The sequence below is a fragment of the Halopseudomonas sabulinigri genome, from assembly GCF_900105255.1.
GTDB lineage: Bacteria > Pseudomonadota > Gammaproteobacteria > Pseudomonadales > Pseudomonadaceae > Halopseudomonas > Halopseudomonas sabulinigri.
In genome coordinates, this window is the sequence record NZ_LT629763.1 from 544762 (window position 1) to 562667 (window position 17906).

Here is a 17906-nt window from a genome sequence, read left to right on the forward strand (position 1 = left end):
AGCTTTGCATGCAACAGGCAGGTAACGCCGTCTCTCCGCTTAAAACGCTGCTGGGGGACTATCCCGGTCATACCGGCCATGACGAGCTCCTGGATGCCGATCAGCAGCCGCGCGCCCATTGGCAGGGCCTGCTGGACGATATTGCCAGGTTGGGCACCGATACTCTGGTCAGCCGCAGCGAAGAAGTTCAGAACCTGCTGCACGAGAATGGCGTCACCTTCAATCCCTATGAAGACGATCCGGGTCAGCTGCGCTCCTGGCAGCTTGATTGCGTGCCCTGGGTCATCAGTACCGAGGAGTGGGAAACACTGGAGGCTGGGCTGCGCCAGCGCAGCCGCCTGCTGGAACACCTGCTGGACGATCTGTACGGCGCGCGCCGGGTTTTTCAGGAGGGCCTGCTGCCCCCCGAGCTGATTTTTACTCACCCCGGTTTTCTGTTCTCCGCTGCTGATGATCCGCAGCAGGTTGATCGCCCGCTATTGATCTTCCACGGCACCGATGTCATCCGCGATGAGCGCGGTGGCTGGCAGGTGCTGAGTGACTGGACGCAGTCGCCGGCAGGGGTGGGTTACGCGCTGGAAAATCGCATTACGCTGGCGCGCGCCTTGCCCAGTATCTACCGCGATGCCCCGATCAAGCGCCTAGCCGGCTTTTTACAGGCGCAGCACCGCTGTCTGGCCAGTCTGGCCAAGACCCAGCGTGAGCAGCCCAATATCGTACTGCTGTCGCCTGGCCCCGGCAGCCCCGGTTACTTCGAGCATGCCTGGCTGGCCAACTACATGAACTTCTCGTTGGTCGAAGGCGATGATCTGGTGGTGCGTGACGGCCAGGTTGCCATGCGCACCTTGGGCGGCCTGACCCAGGTCGATGTGATTCTGCGCCAGATCAACGACCCCTGGTGCGACCCGCTTGAGCTAAGGCCCGATTCGCTACTGGGCGTGCCGGGCCTGCTGCAGGCGGCGCGCTGTGGCAATGTCCATATCGCCAATGCGCTGGGCGCCGGCATTCTTGAGCATCCGGGCCTGTCAGCCTTTCTGCCCGATCTGTGCCGTGCACTACTGGGCGAAGAGCTGCTGCTGCCGTGCCGCGAAACGCTCTGGTGCGGTTCTGCTGACAGCTTGTCGCAGGTGGACGATGAGCTGGATGAGTGGGTCCTGCGTGATATTAGCCGTCCAGGCAAGCTCTATCGTGCAGACCAGATGGGCTTGGATGCGTTGCGCGATCTGCGCACCCAGCTGCGTCACCATCCCTATCTGTTTACTGCGCAGCGGCAGATCGCTGGCGGTGTAACGCCGGGTTTCAATACTCAGACCCGGAGCCTGGAGCGCCAACAGACTACCCTGCGGTTCTTCAGCCTGGTCGAGCCGGATGACCTGCTCAAGCCGGTGAATGAACGCAACTACCGCGTTATGCCCGGCGGCCTGGCGTGGCAGGGGGAGGCAGGCGCCCCCCTGATGAAGAGCCGCCTGGTAAAGGACGTCTGGGTGCTGGCGCCAGTGCCGCAGCCGCATATCAGCTTGTTGCGTCAGGCGCAGGGCCCCATCGTGGTAACCCGCGATGGCAAGGACCTGCCGTGCCGAGTGGCAGAAAGCCTGTTCTGGCTGGGGCGTTACGGCGAGCGACTGGATACCCGCGGTCGCTTACTCCGTGAGTCGCTTGCCAGACTGCTGCAGGATGAACGGCAGGAAGGCGGCTCTACCTTGATGCCCGACCTGCTGCGCGCGCTGGAAATACCTCTCGATGAGGAAATAAAAAACCCCGAGGCACCGGTCGCTGCCGGGCGCGTTTCCCGTGAATACATACTCACCCGCGACCGCCTGTTGCAAATGTTTTCTGATGATCTGCCGGAAGGCTTGCCAGTGCTGTTTGGGCATTTTGTACGCAACAGCCGTGCAGTGCGAGACCACCTGGGCGACGACACCTGGCGTGCCATCAATAGCTTACGCCAGCAGTTCAACAGTATGTCGCGCACGCGCGGCGTGGTGGTGGGGCAGCGCCACCTTGAAGCAATGGTGCTCGACCTGGCGGCGTTCTTTGGTCTGTGCAACGAGACCATGCCACATCACTATGGCTGGCGTTTTCTCGATATAGGTCGGTTTATCGAGCGTATGCTGGGATCGCTGGAGCTGCTCAAGCTTGCTTTGCTCACTGCCGAGGAACCGGGCATTCCGTTATGGGAGGTGGTGTTGGCGACCACCGACAACCTCACCGTGTATCGCCGTCGCTACCGTTCACAGCTGCACCCGCTGGCGATTCTTGATCTGCTGCTGTTTGATGAAACCAATCCGCGTTCGATCGGTTACATGCTTAAACGCCTGGACAGACAAATCGCCAAACTGCCCTCGCCGGGCAGCTCGCCGTACCGCAATACCGAGCAGCGCCTGGTTATCCAGGCGACCAGCACGCTGCATCTGGTCGATATTGCTACACTCGCCGACCTGGAAGGCTCTGCCGATGCCAGAGAGGCGCTGAGCAATCTGCTGGATCAATTGATCGAACCCATGTCCGAGTTGTCGAACGCGCTCTCGCACAGTCATTTCAGCCACGTTGAAGCACCGCGTCAGCTGGTAAGCATGCATTTCAGTGGGCAACCCTGACCGAGGCCGTGATGAAATACCAGCTACGCCATACTACCCATTACGAATACAGCGGCGCGGTCACGCTGAGCCACAACGAGGCGCGTATTCTGCCGCGTAACCTGCCGTGGCAGGACTGTACCGAGACCCAACTGGTGATATCACCGACACCGGACCGCCTGCGTGAGCGCACGGACTTTTTCGGCAACCGGGTGGTGTATTTCTCCATTGAGTCTTTGCACGACAGCCTAGATGTAACCGTCAGCAGCAATGTGATCACGCGCCCGCGGCTGGCTGCCGATTTCTTCAGCAGTATTGGTTGGGAGGCTGCTGCTGGGGAGTTGCAGCAGGACCCACGCAAAACCAACCGCGATTGTCTGGAAGCACGTTTGTATGTGCTCAGCTCGCCGTTCATCTTTCAGCACAGCCGACTCGCGGAGTACGCGCGCGATTGCTTCACGCCGGGGCGCAACCTGGTTGATGCGGTGCTGCAACTGAACAGCAAAATCTTCAACGAGTTTATCTACGACCCCGAGTTCACGACGGTCGCTACGCCCCTGGCTGATGTGCTCGCCAGTAAGCGCGGGGTTTGCCAGGACTTTGCCCACTTGATTATTGGCTGCCTGCGCTCCCTTGGCTTGGCGGCGCGCTACATCAGTGGCTATATGGAAACCTTGCCACCGCCCGGTGAAGTGAAGTTGCTGGGCGCCGACGCTACCCACGCCTGGGCTGCGGTATTCATTCCGGGCTGGGGCTGGCTGGAGATAGACCCCACCAACGGCTGCATGCCCGATGAGCGCTACATTGTGCTCGGCTGGGGCCGCGACTTCGCCGATGTGACGCCACTCAAAGGCGTGATGACCGGCGGCGGCGACCACGTGCTCAGCGTGGCAGTGGATGTAATTCCCCTGCGTGAGGAAGCGTCGCTGCTTTAGCAGCGCTTGCGCGATCTCGGTCTTTTCATCTCCATTTCGCGTTTCTATCGGTGTTCAGGCACTGAAGCTGGATTCGCCAATCCAGTGCATTGCCGGACGAATATGGCCTGGCTGCCTCTCCCTGTCTGCATGGATAGAGCAGCGTCAGCCAGGCATCGAACAGACTGCAAGGCCAAGCACTGGTTGTCGGGTCCGGGTAAACCAGTAAAATGCGCCGATTCTATTTATCCGCTGCTGGAGTTGCCGCATGCCCCATCCGTTAAGCCCCCCCAACCGTCTGGTGCCGCTGTGTCTGGCATGTTTGCTTGCCTCGCCTGCACAGGCGCAAGAGGCGGTGCAGCTCGAGGCCATGACCATCTCTGGCGAGAAACTGGATGCGGTAGCGCAGGCTCGAGAGCAGCTGCATGACGTGCCCGGCGGCACCAACCTGATTGATATGCAGCAGGTCGAGCAGGGAAGGGTGGCCGGTGTGGCTGATGTGCTGGCGTATCAGCCCGGTGTGTATGCTCAGTCACCTGGCAACGAAGGGGTTAAAATCAGCATCCGAGGCTCGGGTATCAATCGTGGCCCCGGTGCGCATGCCTCCGGCAATCACATCATGCTCGACGGTCTGCCGCTGACCGGCTCCGGCGGCACACCCTATGAGCTGTTGGAACCGCTGTGGCTTAGCCGTGCGGAAGTGCTGCGTGGTGCTAACGGCTTTGACCGCGGCGCGCTGGCGTTGGGCGGCGCCGTTGACTACATCACCCGCAGCGGTTTTGATGCGCCGCGTCTGCAGCTGCGTATGGAGGCGGGCAGCGACGGCTACCTCAAGCGTCATATCGCTTCCGGTCAGGTTATCGACAACCTTGACTATTACCTCGGTGTCACCGATCTGCACTACGACGGCCAGCAGGATCACGCCGCCGGCAGTGGCAAGGGGGTGGTTGCCAACCTGGGCCTGCAGTTGAACCCCGATCTGGAAACCCGCTTCTTCCTGCGTTACCGCGAGACCGAACACCAATCGCCTGGCCGCCTGACCCAGTCGCAGATCGACGATGATCCGACCCAGGCCAGCGCCGCCAACATCGCCCGCGACGCAAAACGCGAGCAGCCTGGCAGTACCTGGCTGGCGAACAAGACCACGCTGCGCCTGGACGACGTCAGTACGCTGGAAATGGGATTGGTTTATCACCATTACCCGATGGACCTGATGGAGAGTCCGTACCGCATTCGGGTGGATTACAGTGATGTCAGTGCGACCCTGAATTACCGTCGTGAACACCAGCTGTTCGGGCTGAATTCGAACACCACGGTCGGCTGGCGCACCACCACCAACCTGCCAAGCAGCGATGCCAAGGAAACCGCCTACCAACCGCTCAATGCCAGCGGCACTGTCTATCCGGTGGGCACCCTGATGCGCAAATACACGCATCAGGGCTCAGACAACGTACTGCATATCAGCAACGAGCTGGAACTGGCGCAGAATCTGTGGCTGACCAGTGGTCTGGCGTTGATTTACACCGAGCGCGAGGTCGAGGTGACCTGGCCAGATGCAGGAGAGAAGCTCAACGAAGGCACCTGGGATTACGCGCCGCGTCTGGGGCTGCGTTATCGCCTGGATTCTGGTAGCGAGCTTTACGGGAATCTGTCGCGCTCTGTAGAGCCGCCGCACCCGTGGTCGATGATATGGGGCTCGCCCACGCGTTTCCCGATCAGCAATCAGCCCTGGAGCAATCGCCAAAGTGCCCCGGTCAGCCTGGATAACCAGACCGCAACCACCTTTGAGGTTGGGGCGCGCGGTGACTCGCTGATTGGTCTCTGGGATCTGGCGTACTACTACGCACAGGTTCGGCATGAGTTGCTGACCATTGAGATAGAGCCCAACATTTTCGCCGAATCCAATGCCAGTCCGACCGTGCATCAAGGGCTGGAAGTCGGGCTGACCAGTCAGCTCTGGCAAGGCGGCGATCTGGGGGCGCTGGCGCTGCGTCAGGCGTACACCTTTAGCGACTTCCATTATCGCGATGACGATACCTTTGGCGGTAACCGTCTGCCAGGGCTGCCGAGACACTATTATCAAGGTGAGCTGCGCTATCAGCATCCGGCAGGTGTCTATGTCGGGCTGAACGTAGAGCATGCTTCCAGGGTGCCGGTGGATTACGCCAATTCCTGGTACGCCGATGACTACACGACCTTTGGTGCGATCCTGGGGTACGAGGCGCCGCGGCAAGACTGGCAGGCATGGCTTGAGCTGCGCAATCTGACAGACGAGCGCTACGCCGCCACGGTTACGCCGGGTTACAACGACAACGGCGTGGAGGCTGCACGGCTGACGCCGGGCGAGAGCTTTGGCGTCTATACCGGATTTTCCTGGAGCTGGCTGTAAGGTCGGAGGTGAGCGGCGGGACCGCTCGTCCTGTCTACTGGAAAGCCTGCCTGACTCTGCTTCACTGAAGGGTAGGCCCTTGGTGATTCAGTCGGGAGGTACCCCATGTCCTTTGATCAGCATCATCCCGGTGAGAACAACTTGCCACACTTGCCGTTGCCGGAACTGGACCCGCCCCACAGCCACTGGGAAGGGCCGATCGAAAGTGAAGAGCTGAATGAGCTGGATGCTGGGGAAGTGTACCGCATGCTGCATGAGGACGATTAAGCAGCATCGCTACGCTCGATAACCAGATGAAGAACTAATAAAAAACCCGGCACAGAGGCCGGGTTTTTTATTGTGGCTTACAGCTCGGAATTTCCCGCTGTAACGCGCAGGTTCGCGTTACATGTTCGGGTAGTTCGGGCCGCCGGTGCCTTCAGGGGCCACCCAGTTGATGTTCTGGGAAGGGTCCTTGATATCACAGGTTTTGCAATGCACGCAGTTCTGCGCATTGATCTGGAAGCGCTTGTCGCCGTTGTCTTCGGTCACGATCTCGTAAACGCCGGCCGGGCAGTAGCGCTGCGCAGGCTCGTCGTACAGCGGCAGGTTCTTCTCCAGCGGGATGCTTGGGTCTTTCAGCGTCAGGTGAACCGGCTGATCTTCTTCGTGGTTGGTGTTGGAGATAAACACCGAAGACAGCTTGTCGAAGCTGATAACCCCATCAGGCTTGGGATAATCGATCTTCTGCGCGTCGGCCGCCTTTTTCATGCAGGCGTAATCCGGCTTGGTGTCGTGCAGGGTCAGCGGAATCTTGCCACCGAACCAGTTCTGGTCGATATAGTTGAACGCGCCGCCCATCAAGGGGCCAAACTTGTGGATGGCCGGCCCGAAGTTGCGGGACGCGAACAGCTCGTCATACAGCCAGCTGGCCTTGAAGCCATCGACGTAACCGGTCAGCTCATCGCCGCCTTCACGGCCGGCCTTCAGCGCCTCGACAACGGCGTCAGCGGCAAGCATGCCAGACTTCATGGCGGTGTGGCTGCCCTTGATCTTGGCGAAGTTCAGGGTGCCCAGATCACAACCGATCAGCGCGCCACCCGGGAAGACCATCTTCGGCAGTGAGTTCAGGCCACCTTTACAGATGGCGCGAGCGCCGTAGGAAACCCGCTTGCCGCCTTCCAGGTACTGCTTGATCACCGGATGGTGCTTGTAACGCTGGAATTCATCGAAAGGCGACAGGTGCGGATTGGCGTACGACAGGTCGATGATCAGACCAACCACAATCTGGTTGTTCTCGATGTGGTACAGGAAGGAACCACCGGTGTTCTCGGTACCGACCACGTCGAGCGGCCAACCGGCGGTGTGTACCACCAGGCCTTGTTCGTGCTTGGCAGGGTCGATGTCCCAGATTTCCTTGATGCCGATACCGTAATGCTGGGCGTCGGCTTCTGAATCCAGATTGAAGCGCTTGATCAGTTGCTTGCCGATGTGGCCGCGGCAACCTTCGGCAAACAGCGTGTACTTGGCACGCAGTTCCATGCCGGGGGTGTAGAAGCCTTCCTTCGGGTTGCCTTCGCGGTCAACACCCAGGTCGCCGGTCAGAATGCCGCGAACCACGCCGTTCTCGTCGATCAGCGCTTCCTGTGCAGCGAAGCCGGGATAAACTTCAACTTCAAGAGCTTCGGCTTGCTCGGCCAGCCAGCGGCAGAGGTTGCCGAGGGAAATAATGTAGTTGCCTTCGTTGTGCATGGTCTTGGGCACAAAAAGGTCGGGAATCTTGCTGCCTTTTTCGGCACTGGTGAGCATGTAAATGTCATCACGAGTAACCGGTGTGTTCAGCGGGGCGCCAAGTTCTTTCCAGTCAGGGAACAGCTCTTCCAGTGCGCGGGGTTCAAACACGGCGCCAGAGAGGATGTGGGCGCCAACTTCAGAGCCTTTTTCTACGACGCAAACGCTGACTTCCTGGCCGGATTCAGCTGCCTGCTTTTTGATTCGACATGCAGCTGCCAGGCCGGATGGGCCAGCACCTACGATGACAACGTCAAACTCCATGAATTCGCGTTCCACTATGTATCTCCTAACTCTAGGCCGGTCACAAGTATCGATTTTCGTATGATCTTCCATGATCGATTAGCCGCGAAGTATAACAGCCCGTTGTTTCGGCTCCAATCCAAAGATGGCGTTTTGTCTCGCTCTTGCGTCTATGGTCGGGTTGCAAGTATTGACCGTCTGTGAGCTGACCGTCATGATAAAGGGCTTTTGAATGACGGGCCCGCTTTAGTCTGAATGTGAATAAAATGGACTTTTTAGTCATGTTTTGCGGGTTTTTGTTTTGGTCCATCCGAAAATGAGGCAATCATGAAGGTACTTGTAGCGGTTAAGCGAGTCGTTGATTACAACGTCAAGGTTCGCGTCAAGGCGGACAACTCCGGCGTCGATCTCGCCAACGTCAAAATGTCGATGAACCCCTTCTGCGAAATCGCCGTGGAAGAAGCCGTACGCCTGAAAGAAAAAGGCGTCGCGACTGAAATCATCGCCGTCACCGTCGGCCCGACTGCTGCCCAGGAGCAGCTGCGCACCGCACTGGCACTGGGTGCCGACCGCGCCGTGCTGGTCGAGTCGGCCGAAGAGCTGAGCTCGCTGGCCATCGCCAAACTGCTCAAGGGCGTTGTCGACAAGGAACAGCCTCAGCTGGTCATCCTCGGCAAGCAGGCGATCGATTCCGACAACAACCAGACTGGCCAGATGCTGGCGGCACTGAGCGGTTACGCCCAGGGCACCTTTGCCTCTGAAGTCGCGGTTGATGGCGAGAGCGTCAAGGTCACCCGCGAAATCGACGGCGGTCTGCAGACTGTTGCCCTCAAGCTGCCGGCCATCGTGACCACCGACCTGCGCCTGAACGAGCCACGCTACGCGTCGCTGCCGAACATCATGAAGGCCAAGAAGAAGCCGCTGGAAACCCTCAAGCCGGAAGATCTGGGCGTCAGCACCAGCTCCACCGTGACCACCCTGAAGGTTGAAGCCCCGGCCGCGCGCAGCGCCGGCATCAAGGTCAAGAGCGTCGACGAACTGGTCGACAAACTCAAGAACGAAGCCAAGGTGATCTAAATGACGATTTTGGTTATTGCTGAACACAACAACGCCGAGCTGAACGCAGCGACCCTGAACACCCTGGCCGCTGCTGCGGCCATCGGTGGCGACATCGACGTACTGGTTGCTGGCGAAGGCTGCTCCGCCGTGGCCGACGCCGCGGCCAAGGCCGCTGGCGTGAGCAAGGTGCTGCTGGCCGATAACGCCGCTTATGCACACCAGCTGCCGGAAAACATCGCAGCCCTGGTTGCCGAGCTGGGCAAGGGCTACAGCCACATTCTGGCCGCTGCCAGCACCAACGGTAAGAACTACCTGCCGCGCGTTGCCGCGCTGCTGGACGTTGACCAGATCTCCGAGATCATTGCCGTCGAAAGCGCCGATACCTTCAAGCGCCCGATCTACGCCGGTAACGCTATTGCCACCGTGCAATCGAGCGCCGCCATCAAGGTCATCACCGTGCGCGCCACCGGCTTTGACGCCGTGGCAGCCGAAGGCGGCAGCGCCAGTGTTGAAGCGGTTTCCGCGGTGCAGGACGCGGGCGTTTCCAGCTTTGTGGGTGAAGAGCTGGCCAAGTCTGACCGTCCTGAACTGGCCGGTGCCAAGATCGTCGTTTCGGGCGGCCGCGGTATGCAGAATGGCGACAACTTCGAAATGCTCTACAAGGTGGCCGACAAGCTGGGCGCTGCGGTAGGTGCATCACGCGCTGCGGTTGACGCCGGCTTCGTACCCAACGACATGCAGGTTGGTCAGACCGGCAAGATCGTCGCACCGCAGCTGTACGTTGCAGTCGGCATCTCCGGCGCCATCCAGCATTTGGCCGGTATGAAAGACTCCAAGGTGATCGTTGCGATCAACAAGGACGAAGAAGCGCCGATCTTCCAGGTAGCGGATTACGGTCTGGTGGCAGACCTGTTTGAAGCTGTGCCTGAGCTGGAAAGCAAGCTCTAAGCCGCAGGCCAAGAGCAGCCGCAAGCTTCAAGCGGCAGCTACAAGAAAACCCCGGTCTCGAGAGAGCCGGGGTTTTTGGTTTTAGGCCTCGCGGCAAGCTGCAAGCCTTAAGCTGCAAGTAACACCCAGACCAGCACGCGCCTGGAGTTTGCTTTTGCTTTTGCTTGTCGCTTATGGCTTACGGCTCGAGTCGGCGGCAGCCAGCGCGAACGATTCAAGATGGTAGCCACTTTCATCAACCAATAAGTACCACCCAGCCTGATCCCAGTCACCCAGTACTATGCGCTCGGCCGGTTCGCCGTCAATCATCAAGGGGTGGCGGGCGGGGCGGTGGGTGTGGCCGTGAATCAGCGTGCGTACGCCTTGATTACGCATTACTTCGGCCACTTCACCCAGGTTAACGTCGGTAATGTCTGCCGCCTTCATGCGGGTTCGGCTTTGGCTTTCATCGCGCAATTTGCGGCCAATTTTCCGCCGCGTGCGCAGTGGCAGGTTGCGCAAGACAAAACGGCTGGTGGGGTTGCGCAGCCATTTGCGCATGCGTATGTAATCGAGGTCGTCGATGCAGAGGCTGTCACCGTGCATCAACAGCACCGGCTCTCCGTTCAAGTTCACGATGCTGGGATCGCGCAGTAGCGTACAGCCGGCCTTACGGCAAAAACGGCGCCCCAGCAGGAAATCGCGATTGCCATGCATGAGAAAAACTTTCACGCCACGGCTGCCCAGTTCGGCCAGGGCGGCAGCGGCCTGTTCACCCAGCGTATCCATGGCGTCATCGCCGAGCCAGACCTCAAAAAAGTCGCCGAGTATATACAGCTCGTCGACCTTGCTGGCCTGGTCCTTCAGGCATTGCAAAAACGCCCGGGTGATATCCGGGCGTTTTGCTTCTAGATGCAGGTCGGAGATAAACAGATAGCGCATCTGCGAGGCGGTACTCAGTCGACCAGTTCGGCGCGTTCGATGATCACGTCGTCTGCAGGTACGTCCTGGTGGCCGGCACGCGAGGTGGTGCTTACAGCCTTGATTTTCTCGACTACGTCCATGCCATCGCTGACCTTACCGAATACCGCGTAACCCCAGCCCTGGGTGGTCTTTGCGCTGTGGTTGAGGAAGTCGTTATCTGACACGTTGATAAAGAACTGGGCGCTGGCAGAGTGCGGCTCCATGGTGCGTGCCATGGCGACGGTGCCTACCGCGTTGCCTACGCCGTTGTCGGCTTCGTTCTTGATCGGCGCGCGAGTATCTTTTTGCTTCATGCCGGGTTCAAAACCGCCGCCCTGGATCATGAAGTTGCTGATGACACGGTGGAAGATGGTGCCGTCGTAGTGGCCGTCTTTAACGTACTGCTTGAAGTTTTCGACTGTCTCGGGGGCTTTGTCGGCGAAGAGTTCTAGGGTGATAACGCCGTAGTTTGTATGCAGTTTGACCATCGGGCAGTCCTCGGGCAAAAAAATCTGGTGGGGTAGCGTCGCGCAAGTGCGTTGTCGCATTCAGGCGCTTGACAGTTTCGGGTATGATACGGGTTTTGGCCAACTCGGCCTAGCCAAAATCCGTGATGCCGCAGGCGTCACCCGTAGCGAGTTTTGCTGACCTTATGAACAAACCCGAAGCCACGCCGCCCAGTCACTTTCTGCGCCAGATCGTTCAGTCGGATCTAAGCAGCGGCAAGCACGATAGCATCGTCACCCGTTTCCCTCCTGAGCCCAACGGCTATCTGCATATTGGCCACGCCAAATCAATCTGTCTCAATTTCGGTTTGGCCAAGGAGTTTGCTGGTGCCTGTCATCTGCGTTTTGATGACACCAATCCCGCCAAGGAAGAGCAGGAATACATCGATGCGATCAAGCAGGATGTTGAGTGGTTGGGTTTTGAGTGGGCCGGCAATGTGCGTTATGCCTCCGACTATTTTGATCAGTTGCACGCCTGGGCGATTGAGCTGATCAAAGCTGGTAAGGCTTATGTCTGTGAGTTGTCGCCAGAGCAAGCGCGCGAATACCGGGGCTCGCTCACTGAGCCCGGCAAGAACAGCCCGTTCCGCGATCGCAGCGTTGAAGAGAATCTGGACCAATTCGCCCGCATGACCGCCGGCGAGTTTGCCGACGGCGCCAAGGTATTGCGCGCCAAGATCGACATGGCCGCGCCCAACATGAATCTGCGCGACCCCATTCTGTACCGCATCCGTCACGCCCATCATCACCAGACGGGTGACAAATGGTGCGTGTATCCCAGCTATGACTTCACTCATGGGCAGTCTGATGCGATCGAAGGCGTTACGCATTCGATCTGTACGCTGGAGTTTGAAGATCACCGGCCGCTGTACGAATGGTGCTTGAACAATCTGCCGGTGCCAGCGACGCCGCGGCAGTACGAATTTGCCCGTCTGAATCTGAATTACACAGTAACCAGCAAGCGCAAGCTGAAGCAGTTGGTCGACGAAAAACACGTGGATGGCTGGGACGATCCACGTATGTCCACTATCAGTGCCTTCCGTCGCCGTGGCTATACGCCGGCGTCCATTCGGGAGTTCTGCGAGCGCATTGGGGTAACCCGCTCCGACGGCGTGGTGGACATGGGCGTGCTGGAATTCTGTATCCGTGACGACCTGGATGCACACGCGCCGCGAGCCATGTGCGTGCTCAAGCCGCTGAAGGTGACCATTACCAATTATCCCGAGGGCCAGACCGAGCTGCTGAGCCTGCCGCGTCATCCCAAGGAAGACATCGGCGTGCGCGAACTGCCTTTCGAGCGCGAGATTTACATCGATCAGGATGACTACATGGTTGATCCGCCCAAGGGCTACAAGCGCCTGGTGCCAGGTGGCGAAGTGCGTCTGCGCGGCAGCTATGTGATCCGCGCTGACGAGGCAGTGACCGACGCAGACGGCAACATCGTCGAGCTGCTGTGCTCGTATGATCCGGATACCCTGGGCAAGAATCCCGAAGGTCGCAAGGTCAAGGGCGTGATTCACTGGGTGCCGGCAGCTGCCAGCATCGAGTGCGAGGTACGCTTGTACGACCGCTTGTTCAAGACGCCAAACCCGGACAAGGGCGAAGAGGGCGCAGGCTTTCTGGATAACATCAATCCCGAGTCGCTGATCGTGCTCACCGGTTGCCGTGCCGAGCCCTCATTGGCATCCGCCAGCGTGGATGATCGCTTCCAGTTCGAGCGCGAAGGCTACTTCTGCCTGGACTCGAAAGACGCCACCGCAGAGCGTCCGGTATTCAACCGTACTGTCACCTTGCGCGACTCCTGGGGTAACTGATGGCGCTGACGATCTACAACACGCTGAGCAAGACCAAGGAAGCCTTCAAGCCGCTGATCGGCAACCAGGTGCGTATGTATGTCTGCGGCATGACCGTGTACGACTATTGCCACATAGGTCATGCGCGGGTGATGGTCGCCTTCGATGTGGTAGCGCGCTGGTTCCGCCACAGTGGCTATGAGCTGACCTACATCCGCAACATTACCGACATCGACGACAAGATCATCCGCCGTGCCAATGAAAACGGTGAGACATTTCAGCAGCTGACCGGCCGCATGATCGCTGCCATGCACGAAGACGAAGCACGTCTCAATGTGCAGCGCCCGGATCAGGAGCCCAAGGCCAGCGAGCACGTGCCGGGCATGCATAGCATGATCCAGACACTGATCGACAAGGGCTTCGCCTACGCACCGGGCAACGGTGACGTGTATTACCGCGTCAGCCGCTTTGCCGATTACGGCAAGCTGTCACGCAAGAAAACCGAAGACCTGCGCAGCGGCGCGCGGGTTGAGGTAGATGAAGCCAAGGAAGATCCGCTGGACTTCGTGCTCTGGAAGGGTGTCAAGCCGAGCGAGCCGAGCTGGACCTCGCCCTGGGGCGAAGGGCGTCCGGGCTGGCATATTGAATGCTCGGTGATGTCCACCTGCTGCCTGGGTAACACCTTTGACATTCACGGCGGCGGGCCCGACCTGGTGTTCCCACACCACGAGAACGAGATCGCGCAAAGCGAGGCGGCTACTGGGGAGCTGTATGCCGCCAGCTGGATGCATGCCGGTGCCGTACGCGTAGACGGCGAGAAGATGTCCAAGTCGCTGGGCAACTTCTTCACTATTCGTGAGGTGCTGGAGAAGTACCACCCAGAAGTTGTGCGCTACCTGCTGGTTTCCAGTCACTATCGCAGTGCAATCAACTACTCCGAGGACAATCTGAAAGAAGCCAAGGGTGCCCTTGAGCGGTTTTATCATGCGCTCAAGGGTTTGCCGAAAGCCGCGCCTGGCGGCGGTGATGAGTATGCCCAGCGCTTCGCAGCGGCCATGAACGACGATTTCAATACGCCTGAAGCCTGTGCAGTGCTGTTCGAGATGGTGCGCGAGGTCAACCGGTTGAAAGAAGCTGATCTGCAATCGGCAGCGGCGCTGGCTGCGCGCCTGCAGCAGCTTTCCGAGGTGCTTGGCGTCTTGCAGTTGGAGCCCGACGTCTTTCTGCAGGCCGGCGCCGCCGACAAGGTCGATGCCGTTAAGGTCGATGCGTTGATTCAGGCGCGCCTGCAAGCCAGGGCGGACAAGAATTGGGCAGAATCCGACCGCATTCGCGATGAGCTGACGGCGATGGGCGTGGTGCTGGAAGACGGCAAGGGTGGTACTACCTGGCGTCTGGCGCAATAGTGATGCCGCACAGCATGACGGACCTTACCGGGCGGGTTGCCCTGGTCACGGGTGCGGGCAGCCCCGATGGTATTGGCTTTGCAACGGCCAAGATGTTCTATGCCGCTGGTGCAGAGGTGGTGCTGACATCCACCACCAACCGTATCTTTCAGCGGCAAAATGAGCTGGACCCGGAGCGCGCGCACAGTATGGCGTTAGTGGCGGACCTGACCCACCCGGAGCAGGCCGCCGAATTGATCGATCAGATCACGGCACGCTTTGGTCGGGTCGACATTCTGGTCAATAACGCCGGTATGACGCAGTCCGGCGTTGAAGAGCCGATTGGTGAGTTGTTCCACCAGATGCCGTTTCAGCACTGGCAGCGCGAGATCGATCTGAACCTCAACACCTGTGTGCACATAAGCCAGTTGGTCTTACGGCATATGCTGCAGGCGGGGTTTGGCCGCGTCATCAATATTGCGTCGGTCACCGGCCCGCTGGTGACCTTTCCGGGTACTGCGGGTTACAGCGCCGCCAAGTCAGCGATGGTCGGGCTGACCCGCTCCATCGCCCACGAGGTGGCGGGGCAGGGGATCACGGTCAACGCCATTGCGCCGGGCTGGATTGAAACGCCCTCAAGCATGCCGGCCGAACTGGAAGCAGGACGCCGCACGCCGGTGGGTCGGCCAGGGCGACCCGAGGAGGTCGCGCGGGTCGCGTTGTTTCTTGCCAGTGAGGGCTGCAGCTACATGACCGGTCAGATGCTGGTCGTTGATGGCGGCAATGCCCTGCAGGAAATGAAAGGCTGATACAGCTGTATAAAGGTGCTGCTGAAGGCCAACCCGCGCTGCGCGCGGGTTGGCCTTTTTGTTAGTACCAGATGTCCGAGCTGATCTTTTCCTTCAGTTCGGGGTAGTCGGCCGCTTTGAAGGTCGGCTCCTCACCCGCCTTACGCTGGGCCATATAGTCCTTGGTCAGCTTCACCACAGTGCCCGACAGCATCAAAATGGCGATCAGGTTGATGGTTGCCATCAGCCCCATGGACGCATCGGCCGCATTAAAGACGGTTCCGACCGCCTGATAGGCGCCCCAGATCACCATGGCCAGTGCGGCGCAGCGCAAGATAAGCATGCCCGCCTTATTGCCCACGCCGAGAAAGACCATGGCGTTTTCCGCGTAAGAGTAATTCGCCACGATGGAGGTGAAGGCAAAAAACAGGATGGCAACGGCAATGAAGTATTTACCGGCTACCCCGATGTGCGCCTCCATGGCCAGCTGCGTCAGCTGGGTGCCGGTCACGCCGTTACCGGGTTCGAGCACACCGGAAAGCAGAATCATCACGGCGGTGGCGGTACAGATCACCAGGGTGTCGATGAAAACCCCCATTGCCTGCACAAAGCCTTGGGACGAGGGGTGGTGCGGCGCGGGCGTGGCTGTGGCAGCCACGTTGGGCGCCGAGCCCATGCCTGCTTCGTTGGAAAACAGCCCGCGCTTGATGCCGTTGAGCATGGCGGCGGTCACCGAGCCGGCAACCCCGCCGGCGGCCTCCTCAAGGCCGAAGGCGCTCTTGAATATCAGCGCGAGTACACCAGGAACCTCGCTGATATTCATGGCCAGCACGTATAACGCCATCAACACATAGGCTGCGGCCATGAAGGGAACGATGATTTCGGCAAAGCGAGCAATGGAACGCAACCCACCGAAGATCACCATCCCCGCCAGTACTGCGATGACTATCCCAACCGCTAGCTTGGAGAAGCCAAAGGCCCCCTCCATGGCGTCAGCGATCGAATTGGCCTGCACGGCATTGAACACCAGCCCGAAGGAAATGATCAGGCACACCGAAAAGATGCTGCCTGCCCAGGGCGCTTTCAGACCCTTGGAAATGTAAAACGCCGGACCGCCGCGGTACTGCCCCTCACCATCGCGCACCTTATACAGTTGCGCCAGGCTGCTTTCAGAGTATGCGGTTGCCATGCCCACGAGGGCGACCATCCACATCCAGAAGATGGCCCCGGCGCCGCCCAGATACAGCGCCACAGCCACCCCGGCGAGATTGCCGGTGCCAACCCGTGACGCCAGGCTGGTGCAAAGGGCCTGAAAGGGTGAAATACCGGCCTTGTCGCTTTTGCGTGAGCCCAGAATAGAGCGAACCATCTCGCCAAAGTGCAGAAATTGAAGAAAGCCCAGCCTGACGGTGAAGAAGATACCTACGGCCAGTAGTCCGTAGATGAGTACATAGCCCCAGAAAATCGTATTTAAATAGCCGATTACCGCATCCATGGAGGACCCCCGTGCGTGAGTGGCAAATGCCGAAATGTTTAGTAACAGTAGATGTTTGCAGAGAATGTGCCAGTTGTAAGACGAATGAAACAGGCTTGTGTTTCGTTCTGGCTGGGCAGAGGATAGGACACTTGATGACTCTCGTTGCATCCTAAGAATAATGACAGCAGACCAGTACGAGGTGACCCATGACAGCACTGCAGCCGGCGGATCTGGCTATCAAGCCGCGGCGTATCGACTTTGCCTTGCCTGAATCATTGCCCAGGCATTGGCACGGCGGTGATCCGTTCAAGACCCACTTTTTCAACTCGATGTCGATTCTATTCCCAGACGGAGAGCGCTTTTTTATAGATTCCGTGCGCCATTTTCGGCCGCAGATAGACGACGCCGAGCAACTCGCGCTGATCAAGGGGTTTATTGGGCAGGAAGGGCATCACAGTCGTGAGCACATCGAATACAACCAGCGCCTGAGCGATCTGGGCTATGACGTGGACAAACTGATGCAGCCGGTCAAGCGGCGCATTCGCTATGTGCAGAAGCACTTTTCGCCTGAGCGTCAGCTGGCCGGCACCGTGGCGATGGAGCATTTCACTGCAATCATGGCTGACTCGGTACTGCGCGAGCGGCGCTGGTTCGATGGCGCCATAGAGCCGATGCAGCGAATCTGGCGCTGGCATGCGCTCGAAGAGACAGAGCACAAGGCCGTGGCCTTTGACGTCTACATGCAGGTGTGCGGCGACCGCAAGCTGTTGCGTGCGGCGATGCGCCAGTCCACCTTCTTCTTTCTCAAGGACGTCACCCTGGGCATGTGGCACATGCTGCGGCATGACGGCGAATTGACCAATTTGCGCATGTGGCGCAAGGGTCTGGCCTGGTTATGGGGCCGCGGCGGGTTTCTATCCAGCCTCTGGGGCGTCTGCCGCGACTTTTACCGCGAAGACTTTCACCCCTGGCAGCACGATAACCAGCAGCTGATGCGCGAGTACCAGCGCGAGTTTGAGGCCGATGGCGTCATTTCGCCCGCCTGATTCATTTGGTATATCTGTCGCTTATGTGCAACCTTTTGTCGCGTTTGGTCGAGTGGCTGCGCTATCATAT

Annotated in this window: 14 protein-coding genes; 10 read left to right on the forward strand and 4 right to left on the reverse strand. The window is 59.2% G+C overall.

Features of this window, described 5'->3' with window-relative positions; all coding sequences use genetic code 11:
- The first annotated feature begins 8 nt into the window (after positions 1–8).
- The 4 genes from BLU26_RS02375 to BLU26_RS18520 all read left to right on the forward strand — a co-directional run bounded on the left by BLU26_RS02375 (position 9) and on the right by BLU26_RS18520 (position 6146).
- On the forward strand, positions 9–2597 hold the full coding sequence (locus tag BLU26_RS02375) for a circularly permuted type 2 ATP-grasp protein (RefSeq protein ID WP_092283499.1): 2589 nt from the start codon (positions 9–11) through the stop codon (positions 2595–2597).
- An 11-nt stretch (positions 2598–2608) separates the two neighbouring features.
- Complete coding sequence (locus BLU26_RS02380; protein ID WP_092283501.1) at positions 2609–3511, forward strand: transglutaminase family protein; 903 nt, start codon at positions 2609–2611, stop codon at positions 3509–3511.
- Between the two features lie 247 nt (positions 3512–3758).
- Positions 3759–5879, forward strand: coding sequence for a TonB-dependent receptor family protein (locus BLU26_RS02385; RefSeq protein ID WP_092283503.1), 2121 nt, complete (start codon positions 3759–3761; stop codon positions 5877–5879).
- A 105-nt stretch (positions 5880–5984) separates the two neighbouring features.
- Complete coding sequence (locus BLU26_RS18520) at positions 5985–6146, forward strand: hypothetical protein (RefSeq protein WP_157719280.1); 162 nt, start codon at positions 5985–5987, stop codon at positions 6144–6146.
- A gap of 117 nt (positions 6147–6263) precedes the next feature.
- Here BLU26_RS18520 and BLU26_RS02390 read toward each other — a convergent pair whose 3' ends face one another.
- Positions 6264–7928, reverse strand: a complete 1665-nt coding sequence (locus BLU26_RS02390) for an electron transfer flavoprotein-ubiquinone oxidoreductase (protein ID WP_092283505.1) — start codon at positions 7926–7928, stop codon at positions 6264–6266.
- A 291-nt stretch (positions 7929–8219) separates the two neighbouring features.
- Here BLU26_RS02390 and BLU26_RS02395 point away from each other — a divergent pair, with 291 nt between their 5' ends.
- Both BLU26_RS02395 and BLU26_RS02400 read left to right on the forward strand, forming a co-directional pair.
- Positions 8220–8969, forward strand: a complete 750-nt coding sequence (locus tag BLU26_RS02395; protein WP_092283507.1) for an electron transfer flavoprotein subunit beta/FixA family protein — start codon at positions 8220–8222, stop codon at positions 8967–8969.
- Positions 8970–9899, forward strand: a complete 930-nt coding sequence (locus tag BLU26_RS02400) for an electron transfer flavoprotein subunit alpha/FixB family protein (protein WP_092283509.1) — start codon at positions 8970–8972, stop codon at positions 9897–9899.
- Positions 9900–10070: 171 nt separating this feature from the next.
- On the opposite strand, the gene BLU26_RS02405 is transcribed toward BLU26_RS02400, so the two are convergent.
- Together BLU26_RS02405 and BLU26_RS02410 are read right to left on the reverse strand one after the other, a co-directional pair.
- Positions 10071–10820 (reverse strand): UDP-2,3-diacylglucosamine diphosphatase, encoded by a 750-nt coding sequence (locus BLU26_RS02405; RefSeq protein WP_092283511.1) that lies wholly within the window; start codon positions 10818–10820, stop codon positions 10071–10073.
- A 14-nt stretch (positions 10821–10834) separates the two neighbouring features.
- Positions 10835–11329, reverse strand: coding sequence for a peptidylprolyl isomerase (locus BLU26_RS02410; RefSeq protein ID WP_092283513.1), 495 nt, complete (start codon positions 11327–11329; stop codon positions 10835–10837).
- A gap of 164 nt (positions 11330–11493) precedes the next feature.
- Between BLU26_RS02410 and BLU26_RS02415 the strand changes: the two genes are divergently transcribed.
- Genes BLU26_RS02415 through BLU26_RS02425 form a run of 3 tightly spaced genes read left to right on the forward strand, consistent with a single transcriptional unit; the run spans position 11494 to position 15334 of the window.
- Positions 11494–13161, forward strand: a complete 1668-nt coding sequence (locus tag BLU26_RS02415) for a glutamine--tRNA ligase/YqeY domain fusion protein (protein WP_092283515.1) — start codon at positions 11494–11496, stop codon at positions 13159–13161.
- On the forward strand, positions 13161–14546 hold the full coding sequence (gene cysS, locus BLU26_RS02420; RefSeq protein WP_092283517.1) for a cysteine--tRNA ligase: 1386 nt from the start codon (positions 13161–13163) through the stop codon (positions 14544–14546). Before BLU26_RS02415 ends, cysS begins: the two co-directional genes overlap by 1 nt.
- Before the next feature lie 14 nt (positions 14547–14560).
- On the forward strand, positions 14561–15334 hold the full coding sequence (locus tag BLU26_RS02425; protein ID WP_092288331.1) for an SDR family NAD(P)-dependent oxidoreductase: 774 nt from the start codon (positions 14561–14563) through the stop codon (positions 15332–15334).
- A gap of 61 nt (positions 15335–15395) precedes the next feature.
- Here BLU26_RS02425 and BLU26_RS02430 read toward each other — a convergent pair whose 3' ends face one another.
- Positions 15396–16808, reverse strand: coding sequence for an alanine/glycine:cation symporter family protein (locus tag BLU26_RS02430; RefSeq protein ID WP_092283519.1), 1413 nt, complete (start codon positions 16806–16808; stop codon positions 15396–15398).
- 188 nt (positions 16809–16996) lie between these two features.
- Here BLU26_RS02430 and BLU26_RS02435 point away from each other — a divergent pair, with 188 nt between their 5' ends.
- Positions 16997–17836, forward strand: coding sequence for a metal-dependent hydrolase (locus tag BLU26_RS02435; RefSeq protein ID WP_092283521.1), 840 nt, complete (start codon positions 16997–16999; stop codon positions 17834–17836).
- Positions 17837–17906 lie beyond the last annotated feature (70 nt).

Excerpts from the sequence above, each read along its gene's own strand:
- BLU26_RS02415 (WP_092283515.1), top strand. The coding sequence starts at position 11,494 with ATGAACAAACCCGAAGCCACGCCGCCCAGTCACTTTCTGCGCCAGATC.
- cysS (WP_092283517.1), top strand. The coding sequence starts at position 13,161 with ATGGCGCTGACGATCTACAACACGCTGAGCAAGACCAAGGAAGCCTTC.
- BLU26_RS02405 (WP_092283511.1), bottom strand. The coding sequence starts at position 10,820 with ATGCGCTATCTGTTTATCTCCGACCTGCATCTAGAAGCAAAACGCCCG.
- BLU26_RS02425 (WP_092288331.1), top strand. The coding sequence starts at position 14,561 with ATGACGGACCTTACCGGGCGGGTTGCCCTGGTCACGGGTGCGGGCAGC.
- BLU26_RS02410 (WP_092283513.1), bottom strand. The coding sequence starts at position 11,329 with ATGGTCAAACTGCATACAAACTACGGCGTTATCACCCTAGAACTCTTC.
- BLU26_RS02385 (WP_092283503.1), top strand. The coding sequence starts at position 3,759 with ATGCCCCATCCGTTAAGCCCCCCCAACCGTCTGGTGCCGCTGTGTCTG.
- BLU26_RS02435 (WP_092283521.1), top strand. The coding sequence starts at position 16,997 with ATGACAGCACTGCAGCCGGCGGATCTGGCTATCAAGCCGCGGCGTATC.
- BLU26_RS02380 (WP_092283501.1), top strand. The coding sequence starts at position 2,609 with ATGAAATACCAGCTACGCCATACTACCCATTACGAATACAGCGGCGCG.
- BLU26_RS02375 (WP_092283499.1), top strand. The coding sequence starts at position 9 with ATGCAACAGGCAGGTAACGCCGTCTCTCCGCTTAAAACGCTGCTGGGG.
- BLU26_RS02430 (WP_092283519.1), bottom strand. The coding sequence starts at position 16,808 with ATGGATGCGGTAATCGGCTATTTAAATACGATTTTCTGGGGCTATGTA.
- BLU26_RS18520 (WP_157719280.1), top strand. The coding sequence starts at position 5,985 with ATGTCCTTTGATCAGCATCATCCCGGTGAGAACAACTTGCCACACTTG.
- BLU26_RS02400 (WP_092283509.1), top strand. The coding sequence starts at position 8,970 with ATGACGATTTTGGTTATTGCTGAACACAACAACGCCGAGCTGAACGCA.
- BLU26_RS02395 (WP_092283507.1), top strand. The coding sequence starts at position 8,220 with ATGAAGGTACTTGTAGCGGTTAAGCGAGTCGTTGATTACAACGTCAAG.